Annotated in this window: 19 protein-coding genes and 1 riboswitch; of the genes, 13 read left to right on the forward strand and 6 right to left on the reverse strand. The window is 71.7% G+C overall.

Annotation, left to right across the window (positions count from 1 at the left end):
* Window positions 1-78: 78 nt before the first annotated feature.
* Both BM396_RS11980 and BM396_RS11985 read right to left on the reverse strand, forming a co-directional pair.
* Window positions 79-1,536 (reverse strand): PepSY domain-containing protein, encoded by a 1,458-nt coding sequence (locus BM396_RS11980; protein WP_051976349.1) that lies wholly within the window; start codon window positions 1,534-1,536, stop codon window positions 79-81.
* Window positions 1,530-3,713, reverse strand: coding sequence for a TonB-dependent receptor (locus BM396_RS11985; protein WP_043388768.1), 2,184 nt, complete (start codon window positions 3,711-3,713; stop codon window positions 1,530-1,532). Before BM396_RS11985 ends, BM396_RS11980 begins: the two co-directional genes overlap by 7 nt.
* 283 nt (window positions 3,714-3,996) lie before the next feature.
* A riboswitch (cobalamin riboswitch) is annotated at window positions 3,997-4,190 on the reverse strand.
* A 106-nt stretch (window positions 4,191-4,296) separates the two neighbouring features.
* Here BM396_RS11985 and BM396_RS11990 point away from each other — a divergent pair.
* The 6 genes from BM396_RS11990 to BM396_RS32760 all read left to right on the forward strand — a co-directional run bounded on the left by BM396_RS11990 (window position 4,297) and on the right by BM396_RS32760 (window position 9,425).
* A complete protein-coding gene (locus BM396_RS11990) occupies window positions 4,297-4,764 on the forward strand; it encodes an NUDIX hydrolase (protein WP_043388765.1) in 468 nt (155 codons plus the stop codon).
* Window positions 4,765-4,906: 142 nt separating this feature from the next.
* Window positions 4,907-6,319 (forward strand): RluA family pseudouridine synthase, encoded by a 1,413-nt coding sequence (locus BM396_RS11995; RefSeq protein ID WP_043388762.1) that lies wholly within the window; start codon window positions 4,907-4,909, stop codon window positions 6,317-6,319.
* A gap of 705 nt (window positions 6,320-7,024) precedes the next feature.
* Window positions 7,025-7,405, forward strand: coding sequence for a hypothetical protein (locus BM396_RS12005; RefSeq protein WP_043352069.1), 381 nt, complete (start codon window positions 7,025-7,027; stop codon window positions 7,403-7,405).
* 58 nt (window positions 7,406-7,463) lie between these two features.
* Window positions 7,464-8,129, forward strand: coding sequence for an HAD-IA family hydrolase (locus BM396_RS12010; RefSeq protein ID WP_043352067.1), 666 nt, complete (start codon window positions 7,464-7,466; stop codon window positions 8,127-8,129).
* A 46-nt stretch (window positions 8,130-8,175) separates the two neighbouring features.
* Window positions 8,176-8,967: an ATP12 family chaperone protein gene (locus BM396_RS12015; RefSeq protein ID WP_043388759.1), complete on the forward strand. Its 792-nt coding sequence runs from the start codon at window positions 8,176-8,178 to the stop codon at window positions 8,965-8,967.
* Between the two features lie 299 nt (window positions 8,968-9,266).
* Window positions 9,267-9,425 carry a hypothetical protein gene (locus BM396_RS32760; protein WP_162494518.1) on the forward strand — a complete coding sequence of 53 codons (159 nt, stop codon included), beginning with the start codon at window positions 9,267-9,269 and terminating at the stop codon, window positions 9,423-9,425.
* Between the two features lie 23 nt (window positions 9,426-9,448).
* On the opposite strand, the gene BM396_RS12025 is transcribed toward BM396_RS32760, so the two are convergent.
* Both BM396_RS12025 and BM396_RS12030 read right to left on the reverse strand, forming a co-directional pair.
* Entirely contained in the window at window positions 9,449-9,940 is a 492-nt protein-coding gene (locus BM396_RS12025; RefSeq protein ID WP_043352061.1) for a glutathione peroxidase, read from the reverse strand.
* A 304-nt stretch (window positions 9,941-10,244) separates the two neighbouring features.
* Entirely contained in the window at window positions 10,245-10,778 is a 534-nt protein-coding gene (locus tag BM396_RS12030; protein WP_043352059.1) for a hypothetical protein, read from the reverse strand.
* 136 nt (window positions 10,779-10,914) lie between these two features.
* Here BM396_RS12030 and BM396_RS12035 point away from each other — a divergent pair, with 136 nt between their 5' ends.
* Entirely contained in the window at window positions 10,915-12,303 is a 1,389-nt protein-coding gene (locus tag BM396_RS12035; RefSeq protein WP_043388754.1) for an aminotransferase, read from the forward strand.
* Between the two features lie 219 nt (window positions 12,304-12,522).
* Here the strand turns inward: BM396_RS12035 and BM396_RS12040 are convergent, their stop codons facing one another.
* Window positions 12,523-13,845 carry an HlyC/CorC family transporter gene (locus tag BM396_RS12040; RefSeq protein WP_043388750.1) on the reverse strand — a complete coding sequence of 441 codons (1,323 nt, stop codon included), beginning with the start codon at window positions 13,843-13,845 and terminating at the stop codon, window positions 12,523-12,525.
* Between the two features lie 60 nt (window positions 13,846-13,905).
* Window positions 13,906-15,357, reverse strand: a complete 1,452-nt coding sequence (locus tag BM396_RS12045; protein ID WP_244538863.1) for a hypothetical protein — start codon at window positions 15,355-15,357, stop codon at window positions 13,906-13,908.
* Between the two features lie 330 nt (window positions 15,358-15,687).
* Here BM396_RS12045 and BM396_RS12050 point away from each other — a divergent pair, with 330 nt between their 5' ends.
* From BM396_RS12050 to BM396_RS12075, 6 genes are all read left to right on the forward strand, one after another.
* On the forward strand, window positions 15,688-16,086 hold the full coding sequence (locus BM396_RS12050) for a DUF3775 domain-containing protein (RefSeq protein WP_043352051.1): 399 nt from the start codon (window positions 15,688-15,690) through the stop codon (window positions 16,084-16,086).
* A 21-nt stretch (window positions 16,087-16,107) separates the two neighbouring features.
* Window positions 16,108-17,388 (forward strand): App1 family protein, encoded by a 1,281-nt coding sequence (locus tag BM396_RS12055; RefSeq protein ID WP_043388746.1) that lies wholly within the window; start codon window positions 16,108-16,110, stop codon window positions 17,386-17,388.
* A gap of 124 nt (window positions 17,389-17,512) precedes the next feature.
* Complete coding sequence (locus BM396_RS12060; protein ID WP_043388744.1) at window positions 17,513-18,628, forward strand: alpha/beta hydrolase; 1,116 nt, start codon at window positions 17,513-17,515, stop codon at window positions 18,626-18,628.
* 150 nt (window positions 18,629-18,778) lie between these two features.
* Window positions 18,779-19,036 (forward strand): hypothetical protein, encoded by a 258-nt coding sequence (locus BM396_RS12065; protein WP_043352044.1) that lies wholly within the window; start codon window positions 18,779-18,781, stop codon window positions 19,034-19,036.
* 37 nt (window positions 19,037-19,073) lie between these two features.
* A complete protein-coding gene (locus tag BM396_RS12070) occupies window positions 19,074-20,240 on the forward strand; it encodes an MFS transporter (RefSeq protein WP_043388742.1) in 1,167 nt (388 codons plus the stop codon).
* Between the two features lie 65 nt (window positions 20,241-20,305).
* Window positions 20,306-22,495: a primosomal protein N' gene (locus BM396_RS12075; RefSeq protein WP_043388741.1), complete on the forward strand. Its 2,190-nt coding sequence runs from the start codon at window positions 20,306-20,308 to the stop codon at window positions 22,493-22,495.
* Window positions 22,496-22,531: the final 36 nt, after the last annotated feature.

A 22,531-nucleotide genomic window follows, 5' to 3' on the forward strand; every position in this document is an offset into this window, starting at 1 on the left:
CGGGTCACTGCGCTTTCGGCGTGACGACCAAGCGGGCGTGATCGGCGGCGTCGGGCACCGGGAGCCTCGGCCGGCCCCCTAGGCCGACAGAACGCGGCGCAGGCGGCGCCAGCCCGCGACCAGACCGGTGACCGCGATCCCCGCCGCCAGGAGGTTCAGGACCCATTGGGCGGCATCGTGGAGCGAGCGGTTGCCGCTGAGCCCCGGCAGATCGAGGCGGTGCGCGGCGTCGAACAGCCAGCGGTTGATGCGGCCGGAGCGATCCAGGCGCTGGAGGATGGTCCCGTCCCGGGGATCGACGTGGAGCCACGTGGCGTCCGGATCAGCGAAGCGCAGGCGCAGCACCGGAAGCGGCCGTGGGTCGATCCCGTGCGGATACCAGTACAGGTCGTAGGCGGTCAGGGGCTCTGCCGCCCGTAATCCGACGGGCAGGGCCGGACCGGCGGCCCGTGCGATCGCGGCGGCATCGAGGAGCGTGCCGTCATCCGCCCTGCGGGTCCGGGCTCCCGCCGGTGTGTCGGCGACGATCCACCAAGACCCGCCGATGGCGGCGAAGCGCAGCGCGCGGGTTCCGGCCTCTGCGAAGCCCCGCAGGGCTCCGGCGTCGAGGCCGAGGGCGGCGGGCTGTCCGGCATAGGCGGCGCGGATCTCGGCGGGCAAAGCGTTCGACGAGAACCAGCGGTTCGGGTTCATCGAAATCCAGCCGCTGAGGATGAAGGTGCTGAGTCCGATTCCGCCCGCGAGGCCGAACAGGTGGTGCCAGCGGGCGAGACCGCGATAGGGCGTGACGGCCCCGCCCGCGTAGCGGCGGCGGAGGCGCAGGCGCCAGATCCCGATCGCGAGGCCGCTCAGCGCCCCGAGGGCGGCGAAGCCGGACAGCCACAGCAGGACCGTCCGCCACAGATCGGCCCGGGCGCGCAGCGGCGTCAGGTAGATCCAGTGCGCCACGGCGCCGGCCCAGTTCCAGCCACGCTCGAAGCGGGTCGTGTCGAGGGCGACCTCGCCGGTGACCTGAGACACGTAGAGCTCGGTCCCGGCCGCATCGTCGAGGACGACCTTCAGGAACGGCCGGAGCGGATCGTACCGGGCCGTGACGGTCCACTGGTCCCGCTCGACCGGATCGACATGTGCGCCCGGAATCCCCTCGGCCGCGAGACGCAACGCATCCTCGGGCGTCAGCGGGCCGAGCCGCTCCCCGGTCCGCGCCGAGACCGTGGCCCGGCGCCCGTCGCGGTCGGCGATCCGGTAGACCGGTTCCGCACCGCGCATCTCCAGGGCGAAGGCCGCCGGCACGCCGGCAAGACCGCCGGCCCGCAGCGCGTCGTCGGGCGCCACCGCGACGCGCTCCCAGGCGATCGGTGCGAGTCGGTCCAGGCGCTCGGCCCCGGTGAGCGCCGGGAACGGCACGTAGAGCATCACCAGTCCGGAGCCGATCCACAGGGCGAAGAACAGCCCCGCGGCGATCCCGGCCCAGCGGTGGAACAGCAGCAGCCAGCGCCGTCCCGCCTTGCCGAGCCGCCGCGGCAGGCTCACCACGTCACCGTGTAGGCGACCTCGACCGAGCGCGGCCGCCCGAGCAGCCAGTTGGTCCCGACCCCGTTCACGGCATTGCCGCTGATCGCGTAGACCTTGTCGAAGAGGTTGTAGACCCGCACGGACAGGCGCGACTCCGCCGTGACCTGATGGTCGAGGACCACGTTGACGAGGTTGTAGGCCGGACGCCGCGCCGTATTGCCGAAGTCGCTGTAGACCTGCCCGACGTTCTGAAGCCCGACCCGCGCGGTCCAGTCGCGGTAGACGTCCCAGGTCAGCCAGAGGTTGGCCACGCGCTCGGGCACGTCGATGGGCTGATTGCCGGCGTACGAGACCGTGGCGCCGTTCACCGTCTGGTCGAACCGGTCGTACTGCGCGTGCAGCAGCGCGAGGTTGCCGTCCAGCCGCCAGCCCGGAGCGAAGCGCCAGCCCAAGGCCAGCTCGAATCCCTGCGAGGACTGGCTCCCCACCTGCGTGGACAGCGTCGGCTGGCCGGGAATTGCCGAGATCAGGTTGTCCTTGACGATCCGGTAGCCCGCGATGGTCCATTCCACGGCACCGTCGAAGGCAAGACCCTTGGCGCCGATCTCGACTTGATCGCCTGTGGCGAGCTTGAAGCCCGCCAGCGACTGGTTCAGCGTGATCAGGCTGTTCACCGGGTCGGTGGCGAAGCTGTACTGGGCGTAGAGCGCGCTGTCCGGCGTCGGGTTGTAGACGAGGCCGAACCGGTAGCCCAGCGCCCGGTAGGTCTTCTCGAACCGCGATCCCGTCTGCAGGTCCTCCCGATTCAGCGTCGGCACGTCGAGGCGCACGCCGGTGAGGAACGAGAGCTTGTCCGACAGGATCAGACGGTCCTCCGCGAAGACCGAGGCTTGGCTCGTCTGCGTGGCGTAGGCCGGACGGGCTCGCCCGTTCTGCGGGAAGAGGCCCGGATCGTAGCCGACGAGCGGCACGCTGGTGGTCTGGTCGAAGTAGAAGTTGTTGGTGTGCCGGAAGTCGATGTGGTTCACGTCGAACCCGGCCACGAACTGGTTGGGCAAGCCGAACAGGCTGCCCCGGAACGTCGCGTCGAGCCGATCCCCGACCTGCTCCTGGCTGTGGTAGATTTCCAGATAATCGCCCCGGTCCACCAGCCCGGTGCCGCAGTTGTAGGAATATTGCTCGACGTCGAGCCAGTGGCGCCGGCTGGTGAGCCGGTAGGCGGTGTTGCGGATCGTGATGTCGGCCGAGGGCGACCATTCGGTCTTGAGCTGGGTCCAATTGTCGGCCCAGGTGATCTTCGCGTCCCGGACGTTGTAGTTGTTGAACCGGATGAGGTCCGGGATCCGTCCCTCGACGAGCGGCGTGCCCCAGTAGCGGGCGGGCTCCTGGTAGCCGAGATCGTGGCTCAGGGTGAACGCCAGATCGGCGCTCGGTCGGAACAGCAGGGCGGCCGAGACCGCGAGGTTGCGGAAATCGCCCTCCGGCCGGATCCAGCCGTCGGCGCGATTGCCGCTGACGTTGAGGCGATACGCGAAGGTGTCGCCGAACTCCGCTTGACCGATTCCACCGCCCGAATCGAACGCAAGGCGCGCAACGCCATCCGTGCCGACAACGGCGCGGGCGGCGTTGATCGGCACGAAGACCGGCTTCTTCGGCACCACGTTGATCACGCCGCCGATGGCGCCGTCGCCGTAGAGCACCGAAGACGGGCCGCGGAGCACCTCGATGCGCTCGACGTTCCACGTGTCGAACGGGAAGGTCACCGTGTTGGCGCCGACGTAGAAGCGCGTGCCGTCGTAGAGCTGCTGGATCGAGTTCGGGCCGGCGAAGCCCCGCGACGTGAAGGCGCCGTTGCCGTTGCCGGGTGCCGCGATGGTGGTGATGCCGGTGGCGTCCTGGGTCACGGCTTCGGCGATCGTATCCTGGCCGCGCAGCCGCGCGGTCTCACCCGACACGATGTCGAGGCTGGCCGGCGTCTCCAGCGGCGTCAGACCGAGGCGGCTCGCGGTCCGGTCCGGGGTGCGCAGATTGAGGCCGTTCGGCGCAGCGCGGTTCGGGTCTCCGCCCGCGCCGGCCACGGAGAGTTCATCCAGGGTGACGGCCTCCTGGGCGGCGGTCGGACTGGCGAGGAGCGCGAGGAGAACGCCACAGAGGGGAGCCGGCCCGCCGGAGCGGGCGCGATGGATCGAGCGAAGCATGGGGGAAGCGGTCCGTGCACGGCGCGCGCCGGCCCCTTCGTCCTATAAGCATTGTAATAACATTACAATGCCTCGACCATCTGGAAACCTGAGCCTGAACGGGTGCGCGGAGGCCTCCCGGAACAGGGATCGCAGGTCGCGAAACGGTGGAGACGGACATGGGAACGGCGTCGCGGGCGCGCTTGCTGTGGCACGTCACCGCGAACGAGGCCTCGGCGGCCGCCTCCCCTCGGGATTGACGGCGCCTCGACACCCGCCAGGACACCCCGCCCGGCGCGTTTCGCGTGTGACCACGGCTGACGGCAGGTCTCCTGGCTCGCGGGTCGCCGCCCTCGCACCGTCTTCCCGGGGTGACCCAGTGACGTGGTGGTGAAGGGCTCGCCGCTTACAGTTGCGGGGGCAGCCGCGGCTTCGGGGCGGACCCCTCATCGCGTTCCCTTTTGATCCCCGAGGGGAACCGTCGAGGAACAGCTTGGCCGTCGTGTGTCCGGGCGTCAACCGCACGTCCGGGAGTTGTCGTGGATCGATGCGGCGGTCCGCCGGTTCGTTGCGGCGCCGTCGGGAACGATCTAGCCGGTTCGGCATGACGGTCTGGCGTCCCCCTGCGGAGATCCGCGTGAAGGCCTTGGGGCTCCCCCGGCGCGGCGATAGCCTGCTGGTGGCGGAGATCCATGCGGATGACGGGCGGCTGACAGGTGTCCGGCCCCTCGGTGGCAGCGTCGCGTTCGGTGAGAGGGCCGAGGACGCGCTGATCCGGGAGTTCGAAGAGGAGCTCGGCGTCACCGTCACGGTGCTCGGCGGCCCGCGCGTCGTGGAGAACATCTTCCTGCACGAGGGGCAGGTCGGGCACGAGGTGCTGTTCCTGTTCCCGGTCGCCCTGCCGCCCGGCCGGTTCGACGGACAGGAGCGCTTCGTCTTTCACGAGGATTGCGGCACCGCCTGCGTGGCGCGGTGGTGCGATCTCGACGGGCTCGACGTCCCGGGCGGGCCGGAACTCTTCCCGACCGGCCTGAAGGCCTGGCTCCGCGCGGCGTGGGACGCGGAGCCCTGACGGGCGCGATCGCGCTGCCGCCTTTGCCGCTGCGCGCGGGCGATGCTACAGCCGTGCAATCCCATCGGTCCGGACGTCCGCGACGCCGCGGCCCATGCGCCCGGACGCTCCGTCCGAAGCGGAGACGGGTGCCGGCGGAAGCATGACGACACGACCTCCCAAAAGCGGCGGGCCGAAGGGGCGCAAGCCTCAGGCCGGCAAGTTCGATGCGGGCAAGTTCAAGCCCGGCAAGTTCCAGGCCGATGGCCGTGCCCGTACGGGCCCGCGCACCAGCGCCCGCGACGCTGCAGAGCGCGCGGCCCGCAATCGCGGCGACGATGCGGGTGCGCGCGATCCCTGGGGTGCGCAGGGCGCCGCAGCCGCAGCCGCAGCCCCGGCCCGGCCCGCGAAGCCGCGGCGCGACGCCGCCGCGCCGCGCGGTCCGCTGGCGGCGAAGCCCGGCAGCCGGCCCGTTTCCAAGCGCTCGGAGGCCCCTGCGCCTGCCCCGGCCCCTGCCCCCGCGCCGACACCCGGTCCGACCCGCCGCGAGCAGCGCGCGGCCGCCTCCGCGACCCTCGCCTCCGGGGTGCAGACCCTGATGGTCGAGCCGGACGAGGCCGGCATGCGGATCGACCGCTTCCTCACCGCGCGTTTCCCGCTCCTGCCCTTCACCCGCGTGCAGACCATCGTCCGTAAGGGCGAACTGCGCGTCGACGGCAAGCGCGCCAAGCCGAACGACCGGCTGGAGCCGGGCATGAGCGTGCGCGTGCCGCCGCTGCGCCTCGACCAGCCCTCCGAGCGCCCGCGCAACGCCGCCCGCGAGCAGGACGATGCCGAATTCATCCGGTCGCTCATCCTCTACGAGGATGCCGACATGATGATCCTCAACAAGCCCTTCGGCCTCGCGGTCCAGGGTGGTTCGGGGACGGTCCGGCACGTGGACGGCCTGCTCGCCGCCCTCACCGGCCCGGATGGCCAGAAGCCGCGCCTCGTCCACCGGCTCGACAAGGATACGGCCGGCTGCCTGATCGTCGCCAAGACCCGGCTCGCCGCCGCGACGCTCGCCAAGAGCTTCCGCTCCCGGGCCGCGCGGAAGATCTACTGGGCGCTGACCGCGGGCGTGCCGCGGGTCCGGCAGGGGCGTGTCTCGACCTACCTGGCCAAGGAGGAGCCCACCGACGCCGACGCGCGGATGCGCGTCGCCAAGCACGGCGACGAGGGGGCGAGCCACGCGCTGACCTACTACGCGATGGTCGATCAGGCCGCCCAGAAGCTGTCCTGGCTGTCGTTCAAGCCGGTGACCGGACGGACGCACCAGCTGCGCGCCCACGCGGCCCATATCGGCCACCCGATCGTCGGCGACCCGAAATACTTCTCCGTGGAGAATTGGGAGCTGCCGGGGGGCATCCAGAACCGTCTGCACCTGCTCGCCCGCCGGATCGTCATCCCGCATCCGCGCACCGGCAAGCCCGTGGACGTGAGCGCGCCGCTACCGCCCCACATGGCGCAGAGCTGGAACCTGCTGGGCTTCGACGCCACCCGCTACGACCCGATCGTCGAGGCCCCGGAAGCCTGAGCGGGCAGCCAGGGCACGGCCGGGTTCGTCAGGGCGTCCGGGACTTCCGGCCGCCGCCCTGCCACGCGACCCTCGATCGCCGTCGGGGCCGCGCCTGGTCGAGTCCGCGCCGGACCTCCTGGGCTGCCGCCACGACCTGGGTCGGGCAGGAGAACCGCTTCGCCGTGCCCGTCGCGCATCGGCCGAATGCGCGTCCCGAGGGCGGCATCTTCACCTCGGCCCGGATGCACGACGAGAGGAGCGCCCGTCCTGTCGAGGCTCCTGCAAGCTTCGCTGGCGGAGAGGGATGATGGCTCCGGCGGTCCGTCGCGCCTGCGCCGCCGTGCCGGCACGCAGGGTGCAACGAAGACGGGCGCCTGCGCTCGGTTCAAACGATCGCCCAGGTGCCACTGCGGCGACGCGACGCGCCGGATGGCGGGATCCCCGCTCAGAGGACCGCGCCGTGAGGCGGTCTCGGTCTCCGGTGAGAGGTCGGTTTCGCGCATCAAAGCGGGCAGCCGCAGGAGCCCCATCGCCGGATCCCCCTTCCATCCCCAAATCATTGTCGCGGGAGATGTGCGCTGCGGTATCCCCGGTGAAAGTGGACCGTCATCGGGGCGGGCCGTGCCGCGCATGCCTTGGCAATCGGCCGTGCCGCCTCATATGCTGCCCGCGCCCCGCCGATCCGCTGCGGGGCCAGTTTCCGGCGGTTCGAGACCCTGACATATGAAGCTCGCGATGCTGGCCTGCCTCGCCGCCCTGTGCCTCACCGGGCCGATCGCGCACGCCGCACCGGGCGAGGCAGCCAAGGCGGCGCCGACCGCGAACGGCGCCCATCCGGCCGAGGCGGCGTCGCCGCATCCGCCCGCCGCTCCCGCCGCGAATGCGGCGCCCACGCAGGCCGCGCAGCGCCCGGCCGCGAGTTCCCGCGCGGAGCGCCGCCGGCGTTCCTATGCGGCCTGCAATCGCGCCTCGCACCAGCGCGGCCTGCGCGGCGGCAAGCGCCGGCGTTTCCTGATCCGCTGCCGGCTCGGCTACGAGCGGACCCGGGTTCCCGGCGGTCAGCCCGCCGCGGCCGCGCCGGCACAGCCGGGCCGGAAGCCGTGACCGAGTCCGACATCCGCCCATCCGCGCCGTCGCGGCGGCCTTTGGCGCGTCGTCGGCGATGAGGCTCGTCGTCTTCGACGTCGACGGCACCCTCGTGGACAGCCAGCACCTGATCGTGGCGGCCCAGGAGGTGGCCTTCGCGGAGAATGGCCTGCCGGCCCCGGGGCGGCGCGAGGCGTTGTCCGTGGTGGGCCTGTCACTGCCGCAGGCCTTCCGGCGTCTGGTTGGCGAGGACGGCCCCGTTGCGGAACTCTCGGAGAGCTACAAGCAGGCCTACAACCGCCTGCGGCTCGATCCGGCCCATGAGGAACCCCTGTTCCCCGGGATGGCCGACCTGCTGACCCGGCTCCATGACCGTGGGGACGTGCTGATCGGCCTCGCGACGGGGAAGTCGCGGCGCGGCGTCGACCGGCTGATCGCGCATCACGGCTGGGCGGAGTGGTTCGCCACGACCCAGAGCGCCGACGACGCGCCGTCCAAGCCGGACCCGACCATGCTGCGGCAGGCGATCAGCGAGGCCGGTTGCGCGCCGGAGGCGACCGTGATGGTGGGCGACACGACCTTCGACATCGCCATGGGCGTGGCGGCCGGTGCCACGGCCATCGGGGTCGCCTGGGGGTATCATCCGCCGGACGCGCTCTACGGGGCCGGGGCCGTGACGGTCGTCCCGACGGCCGCTGCGCTGGAGGTGCTGCTTCTCGAGGGCCTCGCGACGGGCGGCTGATGGCGAAAGGCTCGCGCGCCGGGCCGGAAACGCCTATCTCGCGTCCATGAGCGATCAGACGACAGACTGGCTCGGCGAACCGGGCGACGGCGCGCGGCCCGACCCGATCCGTGCGGCCCGGGGCCATTCCAAGCCCGCCCTGCCCCGGCGGTTCTACACGGAGGCCGGCTTCTCCGAGGAGGGCGAGGGATTCCGGCTGACCCTGGACGGACGTCCGGCCAACACGCCGGCCCGCAACCCGCTGCGGCTCCCGAGCCGCGCCCTGGCCGAGCGGGTCGCGGCGGAATGGGCGGCCCAGGACACTGCGATCGACCCGGCACAGATGCCGCTGACGCGGCTCGCCAACACGGCGATCGACGGCGTCACGCCCCGCTTGGCTGCGGTGGCGGCCGATCTCTGCGCCTATGCCGGCACCGATCTCGTGGCCTACCGCGCTGGTGACCCGGAGCGCCTCGTGGCGGCGCAGGCGGCGGCCTGGGACCCGATCCTCGCCTGGGCGCGGGACGAGTTCGGTGCGCGGGTGATCCTGAGCGAGGGCGTCATGCATGTCGAGCAGCCCGCCGACACGATCCAGGCCCTCTCCACGGCGGTGAATGCGGTGACGGATCCGTTCCGGTTGGCCGGACTGCACACCCTGACCACCCTGACCGGCTCCCTTCTGATCGCGCTGGCGGTGCTGCGTGGCCGCCTGGCCCCGGCGGAAGCCTGGGACGCCGCTCACGTCGACGAGACCTACCAGGCTGCCGTCTGGGGGCGCGACGCGGAGGCGGAAGCACGCCTCGCGGCGCGCCGGATCGAGTTCGAGGCGGCGGCCGCGTTCGTCGGCGTCGAAGGCTGAGCCGAGACCGGAAATCCGGTCGGTCGCGCAGATGCAATTGGGCAACAATCCGCCATTCGCGGCGCCCGGTCGGCTTCAGCGGCTGACAAGCCGCGAACACTGTTTTACGGTCGGCGCACATTGTGTTCGAGACGACAATGCGTTCCAATCAGCCTGTCCGATGCAGATTTGAAGGCGAACTGGCTACGCTGATTGCCTCGAAGCAATCGTCCCGGGATCTGCCCGCGCGATACGCGCTCTTCGACGCTCTTTCGGACCTCGAACGCAGGGCAAAGAGCGCCGGTGCCCCCGACCTGACCTTGCGCAAGATCGCCGAGATCCGCTTCCTGACGGGCATCCTGCGCGAGTCGGTGCGCCCCTTCCCGGTCGCGTCCCTGCGGACGGTGCTGCGGGCTCGCGAGCGGGTCGACCGACGCCGCGTTCCCGCCTCCGAGGCGGCGGATCTCGACGCGGTCTGACGCCAAGGTCACGCCGACGCGGCTCAGGCTGGCGCGGCCAGGGCCGCCTGGATCTTCGCCTCCAGGGCCGCGGGCTTCGTCCCGGGCGCGAAACGGGCGATGACCCGGCCGTCACGACCCACCAGAAACTTGGTGAAGTTCCACTTGACCATCCGCGTGCCGAACAGCCCCGGTCGGGCCTGGGTAAGATGGGCGTAGAGCGGATCGGCATCCGGCCCGTTCACCGCGATCTTGGCGAGGACCGGGAAACTCACGTCGTAGCGCAGCGAGCAGAATTGCGCGATTTCGGTGGCGTCGCCCGGCTCCTGGGCGCCGAACTGGTTGCAGGGGAAGCCCAGGATCGTCAGACCTTCCTCCCGGTATCGGCGCCACAGCGCCTCCAGGCCCTCATATTGCGGGGTGAAGCCGCAGCGGGAGGCCGTGTTGACGATGAGCAGCACCTGTCCGCGATGCTGCGCGAGCGGGTAAGGCGTGCCGTCGGCCGCGGACACGCTGAGATCGTGAACTGTCGTCATGCCCGATCACTTGAGCAAACCGGCCGGTTCCGCAAGACGCGCGCATCATCTCATCGCGACCGCGCCGCGGCGGCGCCGGCGGCGCGTGGAGCCCGCCTCCCCTCCGCGCCCGACCGGGATGTGGGGATGCCGCGCTGTCGCTTCCTCGTCCGGGGCGCATCCACGGTGCCGGAGGCGCCGGGCACCGGATTGCGGGACAGGCAATCCGCCCGGCTGACGGGCGTCCGACCCGGAGTGCTGAAACGGAGCGGTTACGTGTTCATGAGCCCCTGAGAGTGGGCTCCTCCGGTCCGGGCCGATGGGCTCAGGCCGGGACTTTCCGGACGTCGAAGCTCGGGCCCTGCGGGGTCATGCGGTCGGTGGTGACGATGCGTTCGTCGGCGCCGACCACTCCGAGACTGACATCGCGGTCCGGCAGGACGACGGTGGTGCTCTTGTTGACGTGGACCAGCACGTGCCGCCGCAGCGGCACCGAGGCGACGGCCCAGCGTTTAAGCTGCCCGTAATAGGGTTCGCGCCGCCACGCGCCCGCTTGGCCGGGATCGACCTGGACGTTCATGTTGCGGGTGAGCGGGTCGAGGCTCAGCACCATCTTGGCGCGATCCGGCTTCCATTCCGGTCCGAGCCAGCCTTCCGTCATCCAGAGGCAGTGGAATGCCCGGCAATGGTCGGGCCGGGTGGCGTGAATGGCGCAGCCCTGGCCGGCCCTGGTGTGCCGGCACCATTGTCCGGCCACGCTCTCCACCGCGGGCACGTCGTAGACCTTGCAGCAGAGCGTGCAGGCGCCGCAGGCGCGGCCGGGGGCGGGTTGTGCGACGAACGTTTCCGGATTGAGCATCGGTCGGGCGTCAACAGAGGCGGTCGCGGGCGGCATGCGTCCGGTAACGGCCGGCCGCGGGTCCTTCGGGCTACCTGCCGGGGCATCGGGTCGGTAGTGTGGCGGCGGTGACCCTCGCACGAGGACCTTGCGAACCATGCTCTCGAATCTCGCGACCCGCGACGTCGAAACCGTTCTCCACCCCTACACCAACCTGTCGACGCACCGACAGATCGGTCCGCTGGTTCTGGAGCGCGGCGAGGGTGTGCACGTCTACGACACCGAGGGGCGTCCCTATATCGAGGGCATGTCCGGCCTGTGGTGCACGGCCTTGGGCTATTCCAACGCCGAGCTGGTGGAGGCGGCCCGGGCGCAGATGGCGCGCCTGCCCTTCACGCACCTGTTCTCCGGCCGCAGCCACGATCCGGGTATCGAACTCGCCGAGACGCTCAAGGAGCTGATGCCGGTTCCGACCTCGAAGATCTTTTTCACGTCTTCGGGATCCGAGGCCAACGACACGCAGGTCAAGCTCACGTGGTATTACAACAACGCCCTCGGGCGCCGGAATAAAAAGAAGATCATCGCCCGGCAGAAGGGCTACCACGGCGTGACGGTCGCCAGTGCGTCGATGACCGGGCTCGCCGCGAATCACGCCGACTGGGACCTGCCGCTTCCGGGCTTCCTGCACGTCTCCGCCGCCCACCATTACCGGGGCGCCGAGCCGGGCGAGAGCGAGGAGGCCTATTCCGCCCGCCTCGCCGCCGAACTGGAGGAGACCATCCTGCGGGAGGGGCCGGACACGGTGGCGGCCTTCATCGCCGAGCCGGTCATGGGCGCGGGCGGCGCGATCGTGCCGCCGCGGGGCTATTTTTCCGCGATCCAGGCGGTGCTGGCGAAATACGAGGTCCGCTTCATCGCCGATGAGGTGATCTGCGGCTTCGGACGGCTCGGCACGTGGTTCGGCAGCGAGGCGCTGGGTGCCCGGCCCGATTCGATCTCCTTCGCCAAGGCCCTGACCTCGGCCTACATGCCGCTCGGCGGCGTGAGCATCGACGAACCGCTCTACGAAGCGCTTGTCGGCCAGAGCGAGAAGATCGGCACCTTCGGCCACGGCACCACCTATTCCGGACACCCGGTGGCTGCGGCCGTGGCGCTGAAGGCCATCGAGATCTATCGCCGCGACCGCATCATCGAGGGGGCGGCCGAGAAGGCACCCCAGTTCCAGCGTCGCCTCTCGGCGCTGGCCGGGCACGACCTCGTGGGCGAGGCCGGGGGCATCGGGCTGATCGGCGGCCTGGAGATCGTCGCCGACAAGGCCACCAAGCGGCAATACGACCCCAAGGCCGGCGTCGCTGCGCGCTGCGTCGCCTTCGCGCAGGGCGAAGGTCTGATCGTGCGGGCGCTTGCCGGCGACCGCGTCGCGGTCTGCCCGCCGCTGATCATCGCGCCGGATGAGATCGATGCCCTGTTCGACCGGCTCGGCCGGGCGCTCGACCGCACCCGGGACTGGATCCGCGCCGAGGGGCTGGAGGCGATGCCGGGCTGAGGCGCGCGGCCGGTCGCGGATGGACCTCAGACGGACGGCGGGAAAACCGTCGTCGGGACCCGGTGCCGCACCCGCATTCCGGTCGAAGACGCGCGCTCCGTCATTCCGCGTGGCGCGACGTGACCCGGCACGCCGCGAGGTCCATCAGCATCGCGCCCCCGGACGGCTTCGCTGTGCGCGCGGACGCGGCGCCGTCGAAGCCGCCGCCCGGACGCGGCATCACACCGCGTCGCGCTGCGCGTCCGGCTGAGCGGTGGCCTGGAGCCCGGTCGCCGTCAGCGGCGTGATGCGCAGCGTGGTGATCCGGTTCTTGGCCTTCCGTAGCACCTGGAAGCGGAAGCCGTGGAAGTTGAAGGCCGTCCCCTGATCCGGGATGGTCCGGGCCTCGTGGATGACGAGGCCCGCGATCGTGGTCGCCTCCTCGTCGGGGAGTTTCCAGTCCATCGCGCGGTTCAGGTCGCGGATCGGCACGCCGCCATCGACGTTCACCGACCCGTCCCCCTGCGGGCGCACCCCCGAGACCGTGACGTCGTGCTCGTCGGCGATGTCGCCGACGATCTCCTCCAGAATGTCTTCCAGAGTCACGAGGCCCATCACCTCGCCGTACTCGTCGACCACCAGGGCGAAGTGGGTCTTCTTGGTGAGGAAGGCCTTGAGCTGGGCGCGCAGGGACGTGGTGCCCGGCACGAACCACGTCTCCAGGGCGAGCGCCTCGACCTTGAGGCCCGAGGCGTCGCCCCCCGCCGCGTCGAGCGCCCGCAGCAGGTCCTTGGCGTGGAGCACGCCCACGATGTTCTCCGGCGTGCCGCGCCACAGGGGCATCCGCGTGTAGGGCGAGGACAGGACCGCGCGGACGATGTCCTCGGAGGGCTGGTCGGCGTCGATCGCCCGCATCTTGGTGCGGTGGACCATGACGTCGGACACCGACAGGTCCGAGAGGTCGAGGAGGCCGCCCAGCATGTCGCGCTCGGCCTTTGCGACGCCCCCCTCCCGGTGCATCAGCGCCACCTGCCCGCGCAGCTCCTCGGCGGCGGTGAGGATCGACTGGTGCTCGCCGATGGTGACGCCGAACGGCTTCAGCATCAGCCGCACGAGATGCTCGATGGCGATGGCCAGCGGGCCCATCAGCGCCACCGCGAAGGCCACCGGCCGGGCGGTGAGCAGCGCCGCCTTGTCGGGCTTGGAGATGGCGAGGGTCTTCGGCAGCACCTCGGCGAACACGATGACCAGCACCGACATGCCGACCGTGGCGTAGATCACGCCGCTCTTGCCGAACAGCGCGGTGAGCACGCTGGTGGTGAAGGCCGAGGCGCCGATCGCCACGATGTTGTAGCCGATCAGCATGGCGCCGATGAAGCGCTCGCGGATCGCCAGGATGCGGTTGACGATCGCGGCCCGCGGATCGCCCGCCTGTTCGAGGGCGTGCATCCGCGCCCGCGACGCGGCCGTGAAGGCCGTCTCCGCGCCCGCGAAGAAAGCCGAGAGGAGCAACGAGATCGCCACGATGCTCGCGGCGAACCACAGGTCGATATGGGTTTCCATCGGGTCCGTCAGGCACGCCGCGCGCGGCTTGTCGGCCGCCCATATAGCGCCTCCCGCGACTTATTGCGCGCCGATCTGGCGCACCGTCCACGTCGCCCAGTAGACGGGCCTTCCGTAGAGGCTCGACGTGTCGCGGCCGGAGGCGGTCGGAGCGAGCCGGTCGAGCCAAGTCAGGAACCCGGCCTTGTTCGGATAGATCGCCGGCGTGTCGAGGTTGCCTTCCGCGTCCGTCATCCAGAAATGCGCGCTCCGATCGTACCGGCCGCTGCCGTCGCCCCCCGAGCGCAGTCCGAGATAGGCCGGCGAGCGGCCGGCTTCGACCGGATCGGCGTAGAGCTTGAGGGCGCCGATGCCATCGAGGTTCATGTCGGCGGTGTACTGGAGGCAGATGTCCGCCACGGGGCCGCCCGGCGCGTTGGCGGGCCGCTGGCACGTGTAGGAGACCGCCCAGCGCTGCAAGCCCTTGGCCCGGGCCACCCGCACGAGGGACCCGGGCGGCAGCGGCCCGGCGAGCTTGCGGGCCGTCGACCAGACCTTCGCACCGGACAGGTCCTGCGCGGTGCGCAGGAAGAGCCCGGTGCGGCGCTTCTCGGGGGCGAGGCCGCAATCCTCGGGCAGCACGTCGGTATAGACGTAGTGATAGGTGCGATCCACGACGCTGATCGAACCGGCGAGCCCGTGGGTCTCGAAGGCCGGGGCCGTGCAGGCCGAGGTCACCGGCTTGCCCGCCTCGTCGATCACCGCGGCGGGGGCGGGCGGGTCGCTGCGCCGCCCGCGGCCCGCGCCGGCCTCGAACGGCGTCCAGGCCAGGCCGTACCCGTCCGCGGTGCGGGTGCGGATCTCGAAGGTCTGGAAATCGAGGGTCCGGGCCTCGATCTGCACGCGGCGGCGGACATCGGCCGGGCCGGACGCCGGCGCGTCCTGCTCCGCTCGCCGGCGCCGACGGCGGCCCCGGCGCTCGGTCTCGGCATCGTCCCCGCCGGTGACGCCCACGCGCTCCTGCCCGAGCAGGAAGACGTAGCTGTAGGCCTCCCCGGCCCAGGTGCGGCCCGTCACCGCGATCGGGTCGCGCGGGCCGATCCCCTCGGCCGTCGGTGTCGGTTCGGACCAGCCGCGCGCCCGCGTGCTCTGCTCTGGCAGGTCGACCCAGAACCGGTCGGCCGCGGGCGGCAGCGTCGTGACCAAGGCCTCGAAGGTCCGCCCGGTGCGCAGGGCGCCGCCATCCCGGCTGTCCGTGGCGCGGCGCTCCGGGCAGGGCTCGTCCCGTCGGGATGCCACAGGGGTCTGCCCCTGGAACAGGGCCTGGATCGGGCCCGGTGCCTCGGAACGGGCAAGCCGCAGGAGCTGAACGCCGCGTACGAACGCGCAGGGCGCCGGCGCGATCAGGACGCCCTCGGCCTCCGAGCCATCCCGGCAGATCTCGAGGGCGCCGCCGCCCGTGAGGAAGCAGCTCGGCGCGCTGCCCTCGTAGCTCGCGGGCCTGGCCTCGGCGGGGTCCGGTCCAAGCAGCACGGATCCGGCCACTCCCCAGAGCCCCGCGAGGGCGCCGACGTGCCAGCGGCGCCCGGCCGAGCGCCGAGACCTTGAGTCGCGTACGCAGGAGACGGTGGTATCGGCGAAGGATGTTCCAGCAGACTCTATAGAAACCACGTCTATCGCCGATGTTGACCCGGTTATCGAAATAGTCTCGCAGGCTCTATCCTACGGTGGTCGAACCGGGAAGTGGCGCCGACCACGCACCGCGCCTTCGATGGGGATTGGGCGAACCCCGGGCCCGCTCGTCCGTTGTCGCGGCTTGAGGGCCCCGCTTGGCCGCTCCTGTCAGCGTTCGGAGATCAGCGCATGGATATCGCCGTCGAAACCGTCACCGACATCGTCATGCGGCTGCGCGCCATCGAGGTGAAGGAGGGCAACACCGATCCGGATTCGGGCTCGAACCCGATCGACGACGGGTCCACCGACGTCCTGACCTCCGGCACCGACGACGCCACAGAATCCGAGGTCCGGGGCCTGATCGCCGGGCTCGACGACGATTCCCGGGCCGAGCTGCTCGCCCTTCTCTATATCGGACGCGGCGACATGGAGCCCGAGGAGTGGAGCGAGGCCGTGCGCTTCGCCCGCGAGCGCGAGGCCGCTGGCGAGGGCGCCGTGCGGGAGCTGCTGGGCTCGCCCGACGCCGGGGATCTGCTGGAGGAGGGCCTCGACGCGATGGGGCTCAGCCCCGAACTGCCGCAGGCCTGAGCGCCCGGGAGCGGCCGGTCCATGGCCTCACGCGTGCGCAAGGGCGCCACCAAGGCGCTGCGGGTCCTCACCCGGCCGGTCCGCCGGGCGCAGGGCCGGGGCGGCAAGGGACCGGGCGGCCTCGTGGTCGAGCCGTACCGCGGCTACGGCTCACGCGATGAAGTATTCCTGATCGGCCGCGTCTTCCGGCAATCGCCCGGGATCCCCGGCGAGGATCCCGATTCCCTGCGGGCGCAATGGCGCGACCTGCGGCGCCGCATCGCCCGGCGGGCGATTGCCGGAGCCGCCGTGACCGCCCGGTTCGGCGACGACGCCGTCCGGGTCGAGACCGACCGCGACGGTTATTTCCGTCTGCACCTGCACCCGCGCACGCGACCGGCTGCGCCGGGGGAGTGGCACGCGGTCGATCTCCTTCTCGACGCCGACCCGCCGATCCCCGCCGAGGGCGCGGTGTTCATCCCGCCCGACCAGTGCCGTGTCGTCGTCGTCAGTGACATCGACGACACGGTCATGCGCACCGGTGTCGCCAACAAGCTGACGATGCTCTGGCGCCTGTTCGTGGAGGATGCCGAGAGCCGGGTCGCCTTCCCGGGTGTGGCCGCCCTCTACCGGGCCCTGCATGCGGGCGCCGGCGGCGGCGAGGGCAACCCGATGCTCTACGTCTCCCGGGCCCCCTGGGGCCTCTACGAAATGCTGTCGGAATTCTTCCAGCGCCACGGCATTCCGGCGGGGCCGGTGCTGTTCCTGAGGGAATGGGGCCTGTCCTGGACGCATCCGCTGCCGCGCCGGGCCACCGACCACAAGCAGGCGCTGATCCGCCACATGCTCGCCCTCTACCGGGATCTGCCCTTCGTGCTGATCGGCGACAGCGGCCAGCACGATCCGGAGGTCTACGCGCAGATCGTCGAGGAGAATCCCGGGCGGGTGCTGGCAGTCTACATCCGCAACGTGTCCCGCGACTCGGCCCGGGTCGAGGAGATCGTCCGCCTCGCCGGCGCCGTCGCCCGGGCCGGATCGAGCCTGGTGCTGGCCGGCGACAGTGTCGCGATGGCCGAGCATGCGGCGGCCATCGGGTTGATCGCCCCCGAGGCGGTGGCCGGCGTCGCCGACGAGCATGCCGCGGCGGAGACCGATACACGGCGGGAGACCGCCCGGATCACGCCGGATCTCGCCGGTTCTGCCGCCGAGGACCCGATCGCCCCCGAGGCGATCGCCGAGGCGCTGGCCGGTGACGGCGCCGTGCCGGCGACCCTGGTGGTCGAGCCGGCCACCCCGGCTGCGCTGCCGCGCCTCGAAGCGTGAACGCAAGGCCGTGATCGTAACCGGGGCCGCTGTCGCGGTCCGCCCCGTCCGATACTTCATGGATCCACGCAGCCGGCCCCCGCCGAGACGGGTCCGCAGACCGGGCTGCCCAGGAGGAACCGAGATGCGCCTGAGCCTGTCCGCGCTGCTGATGATCGCCTGCGGAACCCACGCCGCCCTCGGGCAGGCCGCACCCGCCGAGAGGCCAGTTCCCCGTTTCGAGCAGCTCGAGGCCGAGATCGGAGCGGCCAATGCCGCGCCGGGGCCACGGACGGTACCGGCCAAGGTCGTGCCGGTGCCCGCCGACACGACGAGTCCGCAATTCCGCACGGCTGTGGCGGCGCCCTACCGCGTGCCGGCCTGGAACGCGAACCCGCCGGACGCCGCGGCCTGGAAGGCCCTGGTCGACCGGCTGGCCGCCGCCGGCGCCGCCGCCCTCCCCGCCCTGCGTGAGAAGCTCGGCGTCACCAGCGAGGCCGCCGTGATCGGCGGCGTGAAGGCCTTCGTGATCCAGCCCCGGCAGATGCCCGAAGCCAACCGCAACCGCCTGCTCCTGCACATCCACGGGGGCGGCTACGTCTACAATCCCGGCGAGTCCGGCACGCTGGAGGCGATCCTGATGGCCGGCCTCGGCGGCTACAAGGTCATCGCGGTGGATTACCGCATGCCGCCGGATGCCCCCTACCCCGCCGCCATGGACGACGCGACCGCCGTGTGGCGCGCCATGCTGACCATGCAGAAGCCTCAGAACATGGCGGTGTTCGGCACCTCCACGGGCGGCGGCATGACCCTGGCTCTGATGCTCCGCGCCAAGGCCGAGGGACTGGCGCTGCCGGCGGCGATCGGCCTCGGCACGCCCTGGTCCGACATGACCGAGACCGGCGACAGCTACCGGACCAACGAGTGGCTGGACAACGTCCTCGTCAGCTATTCCGGCTACCTGACGCCGGCCGCCAAGCTCTACGCCGCCGGTCGGGACCTGAAGGACCCGCAGCTCTCGCCGATCTATGGCGATTTCGCCGGCCTGCCGCCCGCGATCCTGATCACCGGCACCCGCGACCTGTTCCTGTCGAACACCGTGCGCACCCATCGGAAGCTGCGCGCCGCCGGGATCGAGGCGTCCCTCCAGGTGTTCGAGGGCATGTCCCACGCCCAGTACCTCTTCACCCCGGACGCCCCGGAGACCAAGGAGGTGTTCGCCGAGATGGCGCGGTTCTTCGATAGCCATCTGGGGCGGTGAGACGCGGCGCGGCGGGCTTGCGCGGGGCTTGTCCTCACGAAATGGTGCAATGCAGCATTTCGGTGGGAAGCCTTCACATACCGGTGGCGATGCCTAGGTTTGGGCGCTCCCGTGCCGGTCCACGCTCTTCGAGCCTGTTGGAGCCCATCCGTGCAAACCTACACCCTCGCCATCGCCGACGGCGTCTTGTTCGCCTGCCTGCCCGACGAGGCCGACATCACGGCCGCGATCACCGACGCGACCGCCACCAATTACGGGTTCGGCCTCAGCCTCGACATCGTCCGTGGGGCAACCCTGACCAACGCGGCGGGGCCCGAGGACGAGGTCGTCTGGCAGGAAGGTCCCGACAGCGAGCTGCTCGACGCGCAAGGGCGGCGCTACCGCTACGCCGTCCGTCGCCCCTGCTGACCTGACTTCGGGAGGCCTGCCGGACTACGTTCCGCCCATGCAGAAGCGGGCGCCAGGGGCGGAACGACGTGGCGGGCTCCCCCGGTTCCTCGTCCTGTATGCGGCGCTCTACGGTGCCTATGGCGTTCTGTCGCCGATCCTGCCGGGCTTCCTGGCGGCCCGTGGCCTGACGCCGGCTGAGATCGGTCTTCTTCTCGCCGCCGCGGGTGCGCTGCGCCTCGGGATCGGGCCGCTGGCCGGTGCCTTCGCCGACCGCCATCGCGCCGGCAGATCCATTCTTGCGGCGAGTCTCGCGCTGGCGGGGCTCAGCACCCTGGCGCATCTGCCGGGCGTCGGGTTGGCGCAGTTGATCGCCCCGGCTCTGCTCTATGCGGTGGGCACCGCGGCCCCGGCGCCGCTCGCCGACGCGCTGGCCCTGGCCGCCGCGCGGGGCGGGGCGGCGTTCCAGTACGGCTGGATCCGTGGCGCGGGCTCGGCCGCTTTCATCGCGGGCACCGCCGCCGCGGGCTGGTCGATCGGGATCTTCGGCCTCGCCGCCGCCCTCGTCGCGAGCGGCGGCCTGTTCCTCGCCGCCGGTGCGTCGGCCCTGGCGCTGCCGGCGGATCGGGCCCGAACGACCCGGGCCGGGGCGCCGTGGCACGGTTTCGCTGCCCTGATCGCGCTGCCGCGTTTCCGCCGCACGGTGCTGGTCGCCGCCCTGGTGATCGGCGCCCACGCGATGCACGACGGCTTCGCCATGATCCTGTGGCGCTCCGCCGGGATCGCGCCGGCCACCGCGGGCCTCCTCTGGTCGGTGTCGGTGGCCGCCGAGGTTCTGGTCTTCCTGCTGGTCGGGCCGCCCCTGCTGGCGCGGATCGGCCCTGCGGCAGGCGTCGCGGCCGCGGCCTGCGCGGGGGCCGTCCGCTGGGCGGTGCTGGGCTCCACGACCGCGATCCCGTGGCTCGCCGCCGTCGAGGCCCTGCACGGGGTGAGCTTCGCCCTCCTCCACCTCGCCTGCCTCGGGCTCATCGAAGCCACCACGCCGGCCGACCTCCGGACGACCGCGCTGGCCCTGTACGGCACCCTGGGCCTCGGCCTGTCCGGCGTCGCCGCGACCCTGGCCTCCGGGGCGCTCTACGGGTCGTTTGGGGCTTCCGCCTTCTGGGCGATGGCGGCCCTGAGTCTCGCGGCCCTGCCGCTGGTGCCGGGGCTGCGGGATCGCTGAAGCGGCGGGTTCTTTTCCCGGGCCTGTGGTACGGACCCGGAACGGACCCGCCCGAAAAGCCCAGCATGCCCGTCGTCGCCGAGATCCTGATCCCGCTGGCCCTCGATACACCCTACAGCTACGTGGCGCCGGCCGGGCTCGACCTCGCCGCCGGCGACGTGGTGCAGGTGCCTCTCGGACCGCGCGAGATCGTCGGGGTCGTCTGGGGCGTGGCCGAGAGCCCCGGCGGCTCGAACCTGCGGCCTGTGACCGACCGCCTGCCCTTCCCGCCCCTGTCGGACTCGCTGCGCAGCCTCGTCGACTGGATCGCCCGCTACACGCTGGCGCCGAAAGGCTCGGCGCTGGCCATGGTGTTGCGCCTGCCCGACGAGGCGGCGGCCGGCGAGACCGCCCGGGTCGCCGTGCGCATCACCGACAAGCCCCCGGCCCGGCCGACCCCGGCCCGCACCAAGGTCCTCGCCGCGGCCGCCGACGGCGGTCTGCGGGGCAAGAGCGCCCTGGCCAAGGAGGCCGGGGTCTCGCTCTCGGTGGTCGACGGGCTCATCGACGACGGTGCCCTGGAGACCGTGGCGGTCGCGCCCGAGCCGGTCGCGCCGCGGCCCGATCCGGACTTCCCGCGCTCGCCGCTCTCGCCCGCCCAGGCCGAGGCCGTGGCGGCTCTGGTCGCGCCCTTTCCGTGGGACCGGCCGCCGGCGGAGGATCCGGCCGATCTCAGGCCCGTCCTGCTGGAGGGGGTCACCGGCTCGGGCAAGACCGAGGTCTATTTCGAGGCCGTGGCCGCCTGCATCCGGGCGGGCCGCCAAGCGCTGATCCTGATGCCGGAAATCGCGCTGACGGCCCAGTTCCTGGACCGCTTCGCAGCCCGGTTCGGGGTTCGGCCGGCGGCGTGGCATTCCGGAATCGGCGGCAGGCGTCGCGAGCGCCTGCGGGCCGCGGTGGCCGAGGGCGAGGCGCTGGTGGTGGTCGGCGCGCGCTCGGCCCTGTTCCTGCCCTTCGCGCGGCTGGGGCTGATCGTGGTCGATGAGGAGCACGAGACCGCCTACAAGCAGGAGGACGGCGTCCATTACCATGCCCGCGATATGGCGGTGGTGCGCGGGCGTCTCGAGTCCTGCCCGGTGGTGCTGACCTCGGCGACGCCCGCCATCGAGACCCGCGTCAACGCCGCAAGGGGGCGCTACCGGCACATCCTGCTCCCCGAGCGCTTCGGCGGGCGGCGCCTGCCCGACATCGCGGCGATCGACATGCGCCTCGACCAGCCCGAGCGCGGCCGCTTCCTGAGCCCGCCGCTGGTCAACGCGGTGAAGAGCACCCTGGAGCGCGGCGAGCAGGCGCTGCTGTTCCTCAACCGCCGGGGCTACGCGCCCCTGACCCTCTGCCGGGCCTGCGGCCACCGCTACCAGTGCAAGAACTGCTCGACCTGGCTGGTGGAGCACCGGTTCCGCCGGGCGCTGGTCTGCCATCAATGCGGCTATGCCGAGCGCCGGCCGGAGGCCTGCACCGAGTGCGGCACATTCGACAATCTCACCGCCTGCGGCCCCGGCGTCGAACGGATCGCCGAGGAGGCCACGGCCTTGTTTCCGGACCGGCGCGTCGTCGTCCTGTCGAGCGACTTCCCCGGCGGCGCGGAGCGCCTGCGGCAGGAACTCGATGCCGTGGCAGCCGGCGAATGCGATATCGTGATCGGGACGCAACTCGTGGCGAAGGGCCACAATTTCCCGTTCCTGACCCTGGTCGGCGTGCTCGACGCCGATATCGGCCTGACCTCGGGCGATCCGCGGGCCGCGGAACGGACGTTCCAGCTGCTGCAGCAGGTCACCGGCCGTGCCGGCCGCGGAGAGAAGCCCGGCCGCGCCCTCGTCCAGACCTACCAGCCGGACCATCCCGTGATCGCGGCCCTCCTGTCGGGGGATGCCGAGCGCTTCTACGCGGAGGAGATCCAGGCCCGCGAGGCGGCGGGCCTTCCGCCGTTCGGGCGGCTCGCCGCGCTGATCGTTTCGGCGACCGAGCGCGAGGTGGCGGAGGCCCACGGCCAGGCGCTGGCCCGCGCGGCCGAGCCGCCGGAGGGCGTGATGGTGCTGGGTCCCGCCGAGGCGCCGCTGGCCCTGGTGCGCGGCCGATACCGCTTCCGCCTGCTCGTGAAGACCGAGCGCAACGTCGATCTGCAGGCCTACCTGCGCGCCTGGATCGCCCGGGGTCCGAAGGTGCGCGGCAACGTCCGGGTCGCCATCGATGTCGACCCGCAGAGCTTTTTGTAGGACACTCGGGCGACGGGCGGCGGATCCCGGCCGGAG

The organism is Methylobacterium sp. UNCCL125, from assembly GCF_900116795.1.
Classification (GTDB): domain Bacteria; phylum Pseudomonadota; class Alphaproteobacteria; order Rhizobiales; family Beijerinckiaceae; genus Methylobacterium; species Methylobacterium fujisawaense.